This window comes from Mitsuaria sp. RG (assembly GCF_028369275.1).
Lineage (GTDB): Bacteria > Pseudomonadota > Gammaproteobacteria > Pseudomonadales > Pseudomonadaceae > Aquipseudomonas > Aquipseudomonas peradeniyensis.
Map to the genome: position 1 here is coordinate 58,676 of NZ_JAQMYQ010000030.1, position 14,234 is coordinate 72,909.

The 14,234-nt window shown below is 65.4% G+C and carries 12 protein-coding genes; 5 read left to right on the forward strand and 7 right to left on the reverse strand.

Annotated elements, in window-relative coordinates; all coding sequences use genetic code 11:
• Window positions 1–6 precede the first annotated feature (6 nt).
• From POF53_RS17360 to dapA, 3 genes are read right to left on the reverse strand one after another with little or no spacing between them, the layout of a single operon-like run.
• Window positions 7–765: an MBL fold metallo-hydrolase gene (locus POF53_RS17360; protein ID WP_498968696.1), complete on the reverse strand. Its 759-nt coding sequence runs from the start codon at window positions 763–765 to the stop codon at window positions 7–9.
• Complete coding sequence (gene bamC / locus POF53_RS17365) at window positions 766–1,881, reverse strand: NlpB/DapX family lipoprotein (protein ID WP_232857173.1); 1,116 nt, start codon at window positions 1,879–1,881, stop codon at window positions 766–768.
• A 17-nt stretch (window positions 1,882–1,898) separates the two neighbouring features.
• A complete protein-coding gene (dapA, locus tag POF53_RS17370) occupies window positions 1,899–2,786 on the reverse strand; it encodes a 4-hydroxy-tetrahydrodipicolinate synthase (protein ID WP_203651288.1) in 888 nt (295 codons plus the stop codon).
• Between the two features lie 261 nt (window positions 2,787–3,047).
• Here dapA and POF53_RS17375 point away from each other — a divergent pair, with 261 nt between their 5' ends.
• Both POF53_RS17375 and POF53_RS17380 read left to right on the forward strand, forming a co-directional pair.
• The gene (locus tag POF53_RS17375; protein WP_028692994.1) at window positions 3,048–3,608 is read left to right on the forward strand and encodes a glycine cleavage system transcriptional repressor; all 561 of its coding nucleotides are present in this window, start codon (window positions 3,048–3,050) and stop codon (window positions 3,606–3,608) included.
• 10 nt (window positions 3,609–3,618) lie between these two features.
• On the forward strand, window positions 3,619–4,092 hold the full coding sequence (locus POF53_RS17380; protein WP_203651287.1) for a peroxiredoxin: 474 nt from the start codon (window positions 3,619–3,621) through the stop codon (window positions 4,090–4,092).
• 110 nt (window positions 4,093–4,202) lie between these two features.
• On the opposite strand, the gene POF53_RS17385 is transcribed toward POF53_RS17380, so the two are convergent.
• The gene (locus tag POF53_RS17385; protein WP_232857170.1) at window positions 4,203–5,273 is read right to left on the reverse strand and encodes an AI-2E family transporter; all 1,071 of its coding nucleotides are present in this window, start codon (window positions 5,271–5,273) and stop codon (window positions 4,203–4,205) included.
• Between the two features lie 20 nt (window positions 5,274–5,293).
• Window positions 5,294–5,533: a sulfurtransferase TusA family protein gene (locus POF53_RS17390; RefSeq protein ID WP_028692991.1), complete on the reverse strand. Its 240-nt coding sequence runs from the start codon at window positions 5,531–5,533 to the stop codon at window positions 5,294–5,296.
• Between the two features lie 107 nt (window positions 5,534–5,640).
• On the opposite strand from POF53_RS17390, the gene POF53_RS17395 reads away from it, so the two are divergent.
• On the forward strand, window positions 5,641–7,077 hold the full coding sequence (locus POF53_RS17395; protein ID WP_203651283.1) for a M48 family metalloprotease: 1,437 nt from the start codon (window positions 5,641–5,643) through the stop codon (window positions 7,075–7,077).
• Between the two features lie 142 nt (window positions 7,078–7,219).
• On the opposite strand, the gene nadA is transcribed toward POF53_RS17395, so the two are convergent.
• Together nadA and POF53_RS17405 are read right to left on the reverse strand one after the other, a co-directional pair.
• Window positions 7,220–8,278, reverse strand: coding sequence for a quinolinate synthase NadA (gene nadA, locus POF53_RS17400; RefSeq protein ID WP_203651281.1), 1,059 nt, complete (start codon window positions 8,276–8,278; stop codon window positions 7,220–7,222).
• 280 nt (window positions 8,279–8,558) lie between these two features.
• Window positions 8,559–10,070 carry a YdgA family protein gene (locus POF53_RS17405; RefSeq protein WP_475859359.1) on the reverse strand — a complete coding sequence of 504 codons (1,512 nt, stop codon included), beginning with the start codon at window positions 10,068–10,070 and terminating at the stop codon, window positions 8,559–8,561.
• A gap of 427 nt (window positions 10,071–10,497) precedes the next feature.
• Between POF53_RS17405 and POF53_RS17410 the strand changes: the two genes are divergently transcribed.
• Together POF53_RS17410 and POF53_RS17415 are read left to right on the forward strand one after the other, a co-directional pair.
• Entirely contained in the window at window positions 10,498–11,850 is a 1,353-nt protein-coding gene (locus POF53_RS17410; protein ID WP_232857167.1) for an APC family permease, read from the forward strand.
• A gap of 56 nt (window positions 11,851–11,906) precedes the next feature.
• The gene (locus tag POF53_RS17415; RefSeq protein ID WP_498968702.1) at window positions 11,907–14,033 is read left to right on the forward strand and encodes a methyl-accepting chemotaxis protein; all 2,127 of its coding nucleotides are present in this window, start codon (window positions 11,907–11,909) and stop codon (window positions 14,031–14,033) included.
• Window positions 14,034–14,234: the final 201 nt, after the last annotated feature.

The window sequence follows — 14,234 nt, forward strand, 5'->3', positions numbered from 1 at the left end:
GGTGGGCTAGGCGATTTGGCGCCAGTCGAGCCCATGTTCCTGATTCGCCACCTGGAGCCAGTCCGGGTCGCACCCGAGGGCGTCGACGAAGCACTGGCGGGCCAGATGTGGCAGGTTATTCTTGCTGCTGAGGTGGGCCAGCACCAGGTGCTGCAGGTTCTGCCAGCCCAACTCGGCCACCAGGCTCGCGGCCTGGTGGTTGTTCAAATGTCCCTGGCTGCCGCCGACCCGCAGCTTTAGAAAGTGCGGGTAGTGCCCACGGGCCAGCAGGTCGCGGCAGTGGTTGGCCTCGATCAGCAGGGCATCGAGCCCCTGATAGCGCTCCAACAGCCGGGCGTCGTAACTGCCCAGGTCGGTGAGCATGCCGAAACGCCGGCGACCATCACTGATCACGTACTGCAGCGGCTCGTAGGCGTCATGCTCGACCCGTGCCGCGCTGACCTTGAGATCGCCGATCTGCAGCACATCGCCACAACCGAGAAAACCGGCCACCTCGACCGGCTTGCGCATGCCGCGCAACGTGCCCTGGCTGAGGTAGACCGGTACATTGTAGCGGCGCGAGAGCAACCCCACCCCATGCACGTGGTCGGCATGTTCGTGGGTCACCAGCACCGCGCTCAGCTGCGCGGCCGATACCCCGAGCAGCGCCAGGCGCCGCTCGGTCTCGCGCAGGGAGAAGCCGCAGTCGACCAGGATGAAGGTTTCACCACTGGCGACGAGCGTGCCGTTTCCCTGGCTACCGCTTCCTAGAACCGCGAAGCGCACTTAGCCCAGGTGGTCCTGGATCGCGCTCAGCACGCGGCGGGCGACATCGGCCGGGGCCACGGTGTTGATGTTCTTCTCGACGGTCACCTGGACGTTGTCGCCGACCTTGCTCAGGCGCACCTGGTAGCGCTCGGCACGGGCTTCACGCTCTTCCTTGCTCGGCTCGCTGCCGAACAGGCGGCTGAAGAAGCCAGGCTCCTTCTGCTTGTCGTCGGGTTTCTCGGACAGGTTGATGTAGTACAGGCCCAGGCTGCGGTTGATGTCCTCGACACGCCACTCGCCCTGCTCCAGGGCGCGGCCGACGCCGGACCAGGCGCGGTCCAGGTCCGAACCCAGGAACAGCACCGGGTTGCCGCTGCCGTCCTCGCTCAGGCTGACCTGGCTCGGGGCATCGAAGTCGCGCGCGGCCAGCAGCGAGACCGAACCGCCCTTCTCGGCGCTGCGGTTCATGCTGGCAAGCATTTCGTCGACCAGCAGGGCGTCGGTGCCGGTGTTGCTGGAGGCGGACGGGAAGTCAGGCTCGGCAGTGCTGCCGGCCGGACGCTCGACGCTGACCACATACACCTCGGAGGTGTTGCGCTGCACGCCGGGCTCCATGCGCACCCGCACACGGACTTCGCTGTCCGGGCTGCTGGAGGTGCTGGCCAGGCGCTGGCCGAGGGAGGCCGACAGCTCGTCGAAACGCTGCCAGGTGGTGTTGAATTCGCCAGTCTGCGGACGTTCTTCGGCAATGCGGAAACCGTTGTCCTCGAAGAACTGGCGAGTCACCGGCCAGACTTCGGCGGGCGAGCGCTGGGCCAGCACCCAACGGCTGTTGCCGCTGCGCTGCAGGCTGAAATCGCTGATGCCGGCGGTGGCCGACAGCGGCTGTGGACGGGGTACCTCGAACTCGCCGGTGGCGCGATCATCGGCCACGTTGCGCGGGATCGGCAGCAGCGGATCCAGGCGCTTGACGTTGCTGGCGTCCGGCGGCAGCTGCATCGGCGCGGTCGGTTGCGCCTGCAGGTAGTCGCTGCCACGGTCGCGGAAATAGCCATCCTCGCCCCACAGCCAGCCGCACCCGCTGGTGCTGGAGATGATCAGGGCGAGAGCGGAAAGACCAGCCAGTCGCTTCATGCGGTGTACTTCCTCGATTAAACCAGTACGCCGGACTGGCGCAAGGCAGTACGGACTTTTTCGTGACAGCCTTCGCTCAGCCAGGTCAGTGGCAGGCGAATGCCCTGCTGCATCAGGCCCATTTGCACCAGCGCCCATTTCACCGGAATCGGGTTGGCTTCGCAGAACAGGTCTTTGTGCAGCGGCATGAGTTTTTCGTTGATCGCGCGGGCCTTCTCGGCATTGCCCTCAAGGGCGGCCTCGCACAGGTCGGCCATTTCGCGCGGGGCGACGTTGGCGGTGACGGAGATGTTGCCCTTGCCGCCCATCAGGATCAGCTCGACGGCGGTCGGATCGTCGCCGGACAGGACGATGAAGTCCTTGTCGACGCCGTCCAGGATGGCCTTGGCACGGACCAGGTCGCCGGTGGCTTCCTTGATGCCGATGATGTTCTTGACCTTCGACAGACGGATCACGGTGTCGGCCTGCATGTCGCAGGAGGTGCGGCCGGGCACGTTGTAGAGGATCTGCGGGATGTCGACGGCTTCGGCGATGTGCTTGAAGTGCTGGTACAGGCCTTCCTGGGTCGGCTTGTTGTAGTACGGGACCACCAGCAGGCAGGCGTCGGCGCCGGCATTCTTGGCGTTCTTGGTCAGGTGCACGGCTTCGGCAGTGGAGTTGGCACCGGTACCGGCGATCACCGGGATCCGCTTCTTGCTGTGCTTGACCCGCTCGACCACGTGCTTGATGACCAGGATGTGTTCTTCGACATCCAGCGTGGCGGACTCGCCGGTGGTGCCGACAGCTACGATCGCGTGGGTGCCGTTTTCCAGGTGGAAGTCTACAAGCTTGTCGAGGCTGTCCCAGTCCAGACGCCCTTGTGCATCCATGGGAGTGACCAATGCCACCATACTGCCCGCAATCATGTAACTGCTCCTGCCGGAAAAAGAGAGCGGTAATGGTACTGGCGCCATCGGCCTTGCACAAGCGAAGCAGGCGGGCGGAGCATTCCCCTTCGCGCCGCTTTTCGCTACCCTTGATCCTTTGATCGGTGCAGCACGGCCCGCCGGGCCGTCGACAGTGCTCCCGGCCTGCGTCCACAGCCGCCAAAACCGGCCCGGGCCCTGCTGAAAAAGGAGGCTTTGCCCCCGTCCTGCATCGACCGCTCATCGCTTTAGGAATGCTGCATGTCCACCCCCACCGTTCGCGAACAATTCCTCGTCATCAGCGCCCTGGGCCCCAACCCCATGGAGCTGGCCAACGTTCTCAGCCGCGCGGCCTTCGACAACCGCTGTGCGGTGGTCACCTCGCGCCTGTCGCGCCACGGCGAGACCAGCGCCCTGGTGCTGCAGGTCGGCGGCAGCTGGGATGCCCTGGCCCGCCTCGAAGCCACCCTGCCGGGCCTGGGCAAGAAGCACGGCCTGACCCTGGACGTGGTGCGCAGCGCCGATCAGGAAGTGCGCCCGCAGGCCCTGCCCTACGTGGCCTACGTCAGCGCCGCCTATCGCCCGGACATCATCAATGAGCTGTGCCAGTTCTTCCTCGACCACCGCGTCGAGCTCGAAGCGATGACCTGCGACACCTACCTCGCGCCGCAGACCGGCAGCAGCATGCTCAACGCCCAGTTCACCGTGATCCTGCCGGCCGGCACCCAGATCAGTTGGCTGCGCGACCAGTTCCTCGACTTCGCCGACGCTCTGAACCTGGACGCGCTGATCGAACCGTGGCGCCCACAGAACCCCATGTAAGGAAGCCCCCATGGCCGTAGCACTCGACCAACCCGTCGCCGATTTCCAGGTCCAGGCCACCAGCGGCCAGACCGTCAGCCTGGCTGACCTGAAGGGTCAGCAGGTGGTGCTGTACTTCTACCCCAAGGACAGCACCCCGGGCTGCACCACCGAGGGCCAGGGATTCCGCGACCAGCACGCGGCGTTCCGGGCCGCCAACACCGTGGTGTTCGGCGTGTCGCGCGATGGCATCAAGTCGCACGAGAACTTCAAGGCCAAGCAGGCGTTTCCCTTCGAGCTGATCAGCGACAAGGACGAGGCGCTGTGCCAACTGTTCGACGTGATCAAGCTGAAGAAGCTGTACGGCAAGGAATACCTGGGCGTGGACCGCAGCACCTTCCTGATCGACAAGGACGGTGTGCTGCGCCAGGAATGGCGTGGGGTGAAGGTGCCGGGGCATGTGGATGCGGTGTTGGCGGCGGCGCAGAATCTCGATAAGGCTTGAGATCTTGAGGGCGCTTTGCGCCCTATCGCGGCACAAGGCCGCTCCTACAGGAATCGCGTTCCCTGTAGGAGCGGCCTTGTGCCGCGAAGGGCTGCAAAGCAGCCCCAGACCTACAACATCGGCGCCACAGACCTGTCCTGGCGCGGCCACGCGTCCAGCACTGCCTTGAACAGCGTCGCCAGCGGGATCGCGAAGAAGATCCCCCAGAACCCCCACAGCCCGCCGAAAAGCAGCACCGCGCAGATGATCGCCACCGGGTGCAGGCTCACCGCCTCGGAGAACAGCAGCGGCACCAGCACGTTGCCATCGAGCGCCTGGATGATTGCGTACACCGCCATCAGGTAGATGAACTGGTCGCCCCAGCCCCACTGGAACAGCGCGATCAGCGTCACTGGCACCGTCACCACCACCGCGCCGACATAGGGCACCACCACCGACAGGCCCACCAGCAGCGCCAGCAAGGCGGCATAGTTCAGGCCCAGGCTGATGAAGGCGATATAGGTGGCGATCCCGCAGATCAGGATCTCGATGCCCTTGCCGCGAATGTAGTTGGCGATCTGCCGGTTCATCTCATCGCCCACCCGGTTGAGCAGCGTGCGCTCACGCGGCAGGTAGCCGCTGACCCAGCGCCCGATCAGTTCGCGGTCCTTGAGGAAGAAGAACACCAGGATCGGCACCAGCACCAGGTAGATCATGGCGTTGACCAGCAACGGCAGGCTCGACAGCGAGAAGGTCAGCGCCCATTGGCCGAACTTGCCGATCTCGCCGCGCACCGATTCGATGGCGCGCAGCACCTGCTCGTCCGACACCAGGTGCGGATAGCGCTCGGGCAGCAGCAGCAACAGCGACTGCCACTTGCCAAGCATCCCCGGCAGTTCGTTGAACAGGGTGATCAGCTGATGCCAGAGCAGCGGCACCAGCACCAGCATGAACACCGCCAGGGCGCCCATGAACAGGGCGAACACCATCCAGACCGCCAGCCTGGAGGGCACCCTCAAACGCTCCAGGGCATTGACCAGCCCCTGCATGAGGAACGCCAGGACCATGCCCGCCAGCACTGGCGCAAGCATGCCGCCCAGGGTCAGCACCACGGTGAAGGCCAGGAACAGCAGGACCGCCAGCACCACGGCCTCCTCGTCGGAGAAGTAGCGCTGCATCCAGTCGCGAAGCACTTTGAACATTGACGATCCTTGGGAAAGACTCAGGCCTTGCGCAGCCAGTAGGTGTACACGCCGGCCTCGGCCGTTTCGTGCAGCAGCGTATGACCGGCCAGCTGGGCGAAAGTGCGGAAGTCGCGCTGGGAGCCGCCGTCGGTGGCGATCACCTTGAGCACCGCGCCACTGGCCAGGCGATTGAGTTCCATCTTGGCCTTGAGCAGCGGCAACGGGCAGTTCAGCCCGCTGGCGTCGAGCTCGGCGTCGCTGGTCGGGGTGTCACTCATCGGGCGCGTCTCCGGGGTATGGACAGAAAGGTCTGGTAGGATACCGCCACTGGTCGGCATCGCGCGACCCGGCTACAGTAAGGCTTTTGACCGACGCGAGCTTCTGCATGAATCTACTGCGCCCTACCCTGTTGACGCTGGCCTGCCTGATGGCCCTTCCCGGCCACGCCGACGACCTGCCGTCACTGGGCGACGCCAGCTCCGCGATCGTCTCGCCGCAACAGGAACACCAGCTCGGTCGCGCCTGGCTGAGCCTGTTGCGCGGCCAGGTCAACCAGCTGAACGACCCGCAGCTCAAGGACTTCGTCGAGACCAGCGTGTACAAACTGGCCGAGACCAGCCAGCTGCAGGACCGGCGCCTGGAGTTCATCCTCATCGACAGCAAGGAACTCAACGCCTTCGCCGCGCCCGGCGGCATCGTCGGGGTCAACGGCGGTCTGTTCCTCAATGCGCAGACCGAAGGCGAGTATGCTTCGGTGCTGGCTCACGAACTGGCGCACTTGTCGCAGCGCCACTTCGCCCGTGGCGTCGAAGCCCAGCAGCGCATGCAGTTGCCCATGATGGCCGCGCTGCTTGCCGGTATCGTCCTGGCCGCCGGCGGTGGCGGCGATGCCGGCATCGGTGTGATTGCCGGCACCCAGGCGGCGGCGATCCAGGAGCAGCGGCGCTTCTCCCGACAGAACGAACAGGAAGCCGACCGTATTGGTATCCAGAACCTGGAAAAGGCCGGTTACGACCCACGCAACATGCCCAGCATGTTCGAACGCCTGGCGCGCCAGTACCGCTATGACGCCAAGCCGCCTGAATTCCTCCTTACCCACCCGGTGACCGAGTCGCGGGTAGCCGATACCCGTAACCGTGCCGAGCAGGCGCCCAAGGGGGGCGTCGAGGACAGCCTGCGTTACCAGCTGATTCGTGCACGGGTACAGCTCACCTATGAAGGCACCCCGGGCCTGGCCGCCAAGCGCTTCCGCGCCCAGCTCGACGAGAATCCCCAGATGGACGCCGCGCGCTATGGCCTGGCGCTGGCACAGATCAAGGGTGGCCAGCTCAACGAAGCGCGGGAGAACCTCAAGCCGCTGCTGGCCAAGGCGCCCAACGACATTACCTACAACCTCGCGCAGATCGACCTGGACATCACCAACAACCGCCTGGCCGACGCTCAGCAACGCGCCCAGCGCATGCAGGCGCTGTACCCGGCCAACTATCCGTTGAAACAGGTGCGCGCCGACCTGCTGATCAAGCAGAACAAGCCGGCCGAGGCGGAGAAGGTGCTGGACGACCTGGTCAAGAACCGCCCGGACGACCCGGACGTGTGGTACGACGTCGCCGAAGTGCGAGGGCTGTCGGGCAACACCATCGGCCTGCACCGCGCCCGCGCCGAGTACTTCACCCTGGTTGGCGACTTCGACCAGGCGATCCAGCAGCTCGACTACGCCAAGCGCCGCTCGGGCAGCAACTTCCCGCTGGCCTCGCAGATCGACCAGCGCCAGCGCGAGATCATGGAGCAGCAGCGGATGGTCAAGGAGATGATGGGCCGCTAGGCGTCAGAACCGATAACCCTGTAGGAGCGGCCTTGCGCCGCGAAAGGGCCGCAGAGCGGCCCCTGTTTTTTGCGTGACCCTGAACATCCTGGGGCCGCTCTGCGGCCCTTTCGCGGCGCAAGGCCGCTCCTACAAGGTGATGTCAGGCGTTGCCCGACAACTTCAACCGCGCCGCCTGGGTGAAATCGAGCATGCGGTTCAGCGGCTTGATCGCCTTGGGAATCAGCGCAGGCTCGACGAAGATCTCGTTACTGCCCTTGCGCAGGCAGTCGAGCGTGCGTTCCAGGGTGTTCATCGCCATCCACGGGCAATGCGCGCAGCTGCGGCAGGCCGCGCCGTTGCCGGCGGTCGGCGCCTCGACGAATTCCTTGTCCGGACACAGCTGCTGCATCTTGTAGAAGATGCCGCGGTCGGTGGCGACGATGAAGGTCTTGTTCGGCAGGGTCTGCGCCGCCTTGATCAGCTGGCTGGTGGAGCCCACCGCGTCGGCCAGCTCGATCACCGCTTCCGGCGACTCCGGATGGACCAGGATCGCTGCGTCCGGGTACAGCGCCTTCATGTCGGCCAGCTGGCGCGACTTGAACTCTTCGTGAACGATGCAGGCACCGTCCCACAGCAGCATGTCGGCACCGGTCTGCTTCTGGATGTAGCGGCCCAGGTGCTGGTCCGGGCCCCAGATGATGGTTTCGCCGTTGTCCATCAGGCTTTCGACGATCTCCAGGGCGCAGCTGGAGGTCACCACCCAGTCGGCCCGGGCTTTCACCGCTGCGGAAGTGTTGGCGTAGACCACCACGGTGCGCTCTGGATGCTGGTCACAGAAATCCGAGAACTCCTTGACCGGGCAGCCCAGGTCGAGGGAGCAGGTCGCCTCCAGGGTGGGCATCAGCACGCGTTTTTCCGGGGTGAGGATCTTCGCGGTTTCGCCCATGAAACGCACACCCGCCACCACCACGGTCTGCGCCGGGTGGTTCTTGCCGAAACGCGCCATCTCCAGCGAGTCGGACACACAGCCGCCGGTTTCCTCGGCCAGGGCCTGGATCACCGGGTCGCAATAGTAGTGGGCCACCAGCACGGCGTTCTGCTTTTTCAGCTCGGCGGCGATGGCCGCACGGTATTCGGCCTCCTGCGCGGGCGTCAGCGGGTTGGGCTGCTTGGCATCGAGGTGGGCCTGGACCAACAGGCGTTCGGAAATCTGGGTCATGATCGCTGGACCTGCGGGGCGCTTGAGCGCGTCAGTCGAGTGTATCACCCGGCCCTGGCAGATCGGCTAATGGTGCCGGACGGCCAGCGTCTCGGCCCCTCTGCGGGCGCGGATTCTTATCGGACGCGAAGGCTACAGGCAATCGGAGGGATGCAAAAGGGGTTTTTGCGTTGGCCGCCCCAATGCAGTCGCGGGGCAAGCCCGCTCCCACGAAGCCATCCAGTTCATGGCGACTTCGTGGGAGCGGGCTTGCCCCGCGAAAGGGACCGCGAGCCAGCTATCAGCCCTGCGGCTGGAGTGCCGCCAGGTGGCCGCTGATCAGCATGGCGAACTCTTCGACGGTCATCTTCTTGCCGTTGAAGTCGACCATGCCGTCGGCGTATTGCAGGCTCGACACCACATCACTGCCCTGCACCGTGGCCATGCCGCTCTGCAGCGCCATCATGCCGACCATCTCACCGGCCTGGCTGGACTGCTGGGCGATGGCCTGGGCATCGGTCTCGCCCTCGAGCAGCGCCTGCAAGGTGGCCAGGTCGGCGACCATCGGCTTGGAAACGCTGAGCTTGGCCTTCAGTTGCGTCAGCAGCTGCTTGCCCAACTGGTCAGGCGGCAGGTCGAACGAGCTCGGGCTGGCAAAATCCATCGCCAGATTGAAGTGGCTCTCGCCATTGGCGGTCTTGAACGCCAGCTTCTCCACCGCCACCTGCGGCTTGGCCACCAGCAGCTTCTGCAGGTCGCCCTGGACCTTGGCCTGCTCCTCGGGGCTCATCTCCAGCGCTGGAGCCTCGCCATCAGCGGCGGCCTGCTGCATCTGCGGCAGCTGGGTCTGGTACCACTCCATCAGCGCCTGCATGGCCGGAATGTCGATGGACTTCATGGTCAGGACCATCTCTGCGCTGCCCACCTTGCGGCCGGCGTAGCTGATGTCGTCGACCTTGTATTCCAGGCGCCCGGCCAGCTTGTCCTTGGCCTCGCCCTCGGCGTTGTACAAGTTGTTCTGCTGCAGGCCCTTGAGCACCAGCACTTCCTGCTTCGGCCCGAAGGTCACCTGGGTGTCGGCCAGGGCCAGGTCGAAGTTGCCGACATAGACCATGTCGTGGGCGGTCTCAGTGAGCTTGCCACCGGCCTTGAAGCCGTTGAGCAGGATCTTCACCGGCGCCTGCTGCTCGTCGACGAAGTTCAGCTCGAGGTGCTCGGCGCTGCTGTGGATCTCCACTGCCTTGCCTTCGCGGTCGCCGCGCAGCGCGAGCTGCAGGCCGGAGAAGTCCAGGACATTGCCGCCGTCCTCTTTGAGCGTGACTGGCGCCAGGCGGATGTCGCTGTCGACGCTGCCGCCATAGCCGAGGCTGACCTGGGCGGTGACCGGCGGCTTGTCGCCGGCGGCGGCGAACCAACCGCTGGTGAAGTCATCCTTGTCCAGCGTGCTGTTGCTGGTGGCCATGACCGGCATCAACTTGAAGGCCTTGACCCGCGACCAGGGGAACGGGCCGTGCTCGATCTGGTCGGTCACGCCCACCTGGAAGTTCAATGCCTCGGCTTCGCCGAGCTGCACGTTCTCGGCCTTCAGGCGGTAGTGCGCGGTGCTGGTGAAGAAGTGCTGGTCCAGCGAGACCAGCTCGATGGTCATGCTGCCGCCGTTGCCGGCCAGGGCTTTCTTCAGCTCTTCGTTGCCGCGGGCGACGGAACGCTCCAGCTCCGCGGGCAACTGCTTGCCGGTGTACCAGGCGCCAGCGGTGGTTGCGACGGCGATGGCCACGGCCAGACCGGAAAGGATGCCTACTGATTTCTTCATGAATAGAACCGATTGCTGTCCATAAGGAGGTCGTTTGAGCGGTCCACGGAAACGAGGCCGCGCGCAGATGGCAAGAATACCATTGGCACCCGGCCCACGCGGTAATGCGTGAGGCATTTTGTGTGTCGACGCACAGCCGGGCACTTGGTTTGCCAAAGAAAAATTGTCAATTTTTACGAACATCAAAATCGACTTACGATCTGCTCAATCGGCCAAAAGCAATGCATAACGGCCAAATAAACCGATTCACCTTCCATCCACTTGGCACTCTGTCATGTTTAACTTGACACTCAAACGACCATCGTTGTTTATTTCGCGCACCCCGCAGCTCCAACATAAAAGGTGAACAACATGGAGCCCATCCGCTCGACCTTGTCGTGCCCGTCATACGCCGTGCCCGTTGTTTCGATCAAGGAGCAGCGCCCGCATGCAGCCTGACCACAGCGCCCCCGGCAACGCCCAATTCCGCAAGTCCCTGCGTCTCTGGCATGTGGTGATCATCGGCCTGGCCTACCTCACCCCGATGACCGTGTTCGACACCTTCGGCATCGTCTCCGGCATCACCGCCGGGCACGTGCCCAGCGCCTACCTCCTGGCCCTGGCCGGTATCCTGTTCACCGCCGTGAGCTACGGCACCCTGGTGCGGCGCTTCCCGCAATCGGGCTCGGCCTATACCTACACCCAGCGCGCCATCAACCCGCACGTGGGCTTCCTGGTGGGCTGGTCGTCGCTGCTGGACTACCTGCTGCTGCCCATGGTCAACGCGCTGCTGGCCAAGCTCTACCTCTCGGCGATGTTCCCCGAGGTAGCGGCCTGGGTGTGGGTGGCCGGTTTCGTCACCCTGATCAGCCTGATCAACATGCGCAGCGTCAACCTGGTGGCGCACTTCAACCTGTTGTTCGTCGCCGTGCAGGTGGCGATCATCGGTGTATTCATCTACCTGTGCTGGCGTGGCCTGGACCACGGCGAAGGGCTGGGCACCGCCTGGAGCCTGGTGCCGTTCGCCGACGACCAGACCCAGTTCGCCGCCCTGGCCGCCGGCGCGACCATCCTGTGCTTCTCGTTCCTGGGCTTCGACGCGGTGACCTGCCTGTCGGAAGAGACCCGCGACCCGGGCAAGACCATCCCCCGGGCGATCTTCCTCACCGCGCTGATCGGCGGCGTGGTGTTCATCGGCGTGTCCTACTTCATCCAGGCCTACTTCCCGACCATGGCGCGCTTCCATGACCAGGAAGCGGCCCTGCCGGAAATCGCCCTGTACGTCGGCGGCAAGCTGTTCCAATCGGTGTTCATCGCCTGCACGGTGATCAACACCATCGCCTCGGGCCTGGCCTCGCAGACCAGCGTGTCGCGCCTGCTATACGTGATGGGCCGCGACAACGTGATCCCGGCCGGGGTATTCGCCCGCCTGCACCCGCGCTACAAGACCCCGGTGCTGAACATTGCCGTGGTCGGCCTGATCTCGCTGTCGGCGATCTTCTTCGACCTGGTCACCGCCACCTCGGTGATCAACTTCGGCGCGCTGGTGGCCTTCAGCTTCGTCAACCTGTCGGTGATCAACCATTGCTACATCCGCGAGGGCCGGAACAAGGGCCTGACGAACAACCTCAAGTATCTGGTGGCGCCGACGATAGGCTTCTGCATCATCGTCTCGCTGTGGCTGGACCTGAACGAACACTCGTTGTTGTTCGGCGGTGTCTGGGCCCTGCTTGGCGTGCTCTACCTGGCCTGGCTGACCAAGGCCTTCAGGGTAGCGCCACCGAACTGCATCGCCGACTGACCCCGCCGACGCCCGCCTGACCGCGGGCGTCCTGTTTGCCCGAGAAGGAAAAGCCCATGTTGCTGCGCCGTCTCTCCATCCAGTGGAAGATCACCCTGCTTGCCGGCCTGTGCCTGCTGGCCATCGTCGCCCTGCTGGTGGCCACTTCGCTCACCCAGGCCCGACGCAGCGCCGAGCAGGTGTTCCAGGCCAACACCGAGCTGCTCGACCACAGCGCCCGTCTGCGCCTGCAGGCCCACGGCGAGACCCAGGCCCTGCGAATCCAGCGCTATTTCATGGACGCCTACCAGTACGGCAACGGCTTCGCCCGCCTGGTGCAGGCACTCAAGGCCCGTGGCGGCGCCGACCTGCGCACGGAACTCAGCCGCGAGGCCCGTGCCGCCCTGGCTGGCAACGCCGACCTGATCGGCCTGTATCTGGTGTTCCAGCCCAATGCCCTGGACCAGCAGGACGCCCGCTTCGTCGGCCAGGTCGACAACGCCAGCAACGACAGCGGCCGCTTCTCCCTGTACTGGTCGCAGCCCGGCACCGGCAACCTCGAGGTGGAGGCGATGCCCGAGTCGATGCTCGCCGACACCAGCATCGGCGCCAACGGTTCGCCCTACAACCGCTGGCTGACCTGCCCGCTGGAGACCGCCAAGGCCTGTGTGCTCGACCCGTACTTCGACGAGGTCAACGGCCACCAGGTGCTGATGACCAGCATCGCCCTGCCGCTGCTGGAAAACGGCAAGGTGGTGGGCGTGGTCGGCCTGGACATCGGCCTGGACAATCTGCAGCAACTGAGCCTGGCCGGCCGCCAGGAGCTGTTCGATGGCCAGGGCCAGGTCAGCATCGTCAGCCCTTCGGGCCTGCTCGCCGGCCACAGCCAGGACGCCAGCCAGCTGAGCAAGACCGTGCAGCAGGCCTTCGGCGCCAGCGCCACCGCCCTGGCCGACTCGCTGCGCGCCGGGCAGGCGGTCGAGCGTCTGGACGGCGGCACCATGCGCATTTCCCGGCCTTTCGCCCCGATCCCCGGCGCGGCGCCGTGGCAGGTCCTGCTCGAGCTGCCCGAACAGGTGCTGCAGGCCCCCGCCGTCGCCCTCAACCAACGCCTGGACAGCCAGAACCAGAGCGCCAACCTGGTCAGCCTGCTGATCGGCCTGGGCGCTGCCGTGCTGGGGCTGCTGCTGGTGTGGCTGACCGCCCGTGGCGTGACCCGGCCGATCCTGGCCGTGGCCGCGCGCCTGAAGGACATTGCCAGTGGCGAAGGCGACCTGACCCGGCGCCTGGACTACGCCCGCAACGACGAACTGGGCCAGCTGACCGGCTGGTTCAACCGTTTCCTCGACAAGCTCCAGCCGGTGATCGCCCAGCTCAAGGGCTCCTTGCAGGAGGCCCGCGGCACCGCCGACCAGTCGGCGCTGATCGCCAGCCAGACCAGTGACGGCATGCAGCTACAGCACCGCGAGATCGAGCAGGTGGCCACCGCCGCCAACGAGATGAGCGCCACGGCCCACGACGTCGCCCACAATGCCGCCCAGGCGGCACAAGCGGCGCGCGGCGCCGACCAGGCGACCCGTGATGGCCTGGCACGGGTGGCCGCCACTCGCGAGGCGATCGGCGAGCTGGCCGGCGGCATGAACGCGGCCATGGACGAGGCCCGCGCCCTGGAAAGCCGTGGCGAGCAGATCGGCTCGGTGCTCGAGGTGATTCGCGCCATCGCCGAGCAGACCAACCTGCTGGCGCTCAACGCCGCCATCGAGGCCGCCCGCGCCGGTGAAGCCGGGCGTGGTTTCGCGGTGGTCGCTGACGAGGTGCGCAACCTGGCCCAGCGTACGCAGGTCTCGGTGGAGGAGATCCGCCAGGTGATCGAGGGGCTGCAACAAGGTACCCAGGACGTGGTCGGCGCGATGCACGCCGGCCAGCGTCAGGCCCAGGACAGCGCCGCGCAGATGGAGCAGACGTTGCCGGCGCTGCAGCGGATCGGCGAGGCGGTGGCGGTGATCACCGACATGAACCTGCAGATCGCCTCGGCGGCCGAGGAACAGAGCGCCGTGGCCGAAGAGGTCAACCGCAACGTGGCGGGGATACGTGATGTGACCGAGTCGTTGGCCGGTCAGGCCGATGAGTCGGCGAGGATCAGCCAGGCGCTGAACCGTTTGGCCAACCAGCAGCAGGTATTGATGGAGCAGTTCCGAGTGTAGCCGTTGGTTGATCTTGATCTTGATCTTGATCTTGATCTTGATCGCAAGGTTAACCCCTTCCCCACTAGCGACAGCTGCGTCAGCCCAGGCGCCGCCCGTAACTTCGCGACTTCAGGAGGCCGAACGCAGGTCTTGCGAAGGGAGGTGACGGGCATGGATGCCCGTCAAGCGCTGGGGCCCAGGATGGGCCCTGCAGCGCGG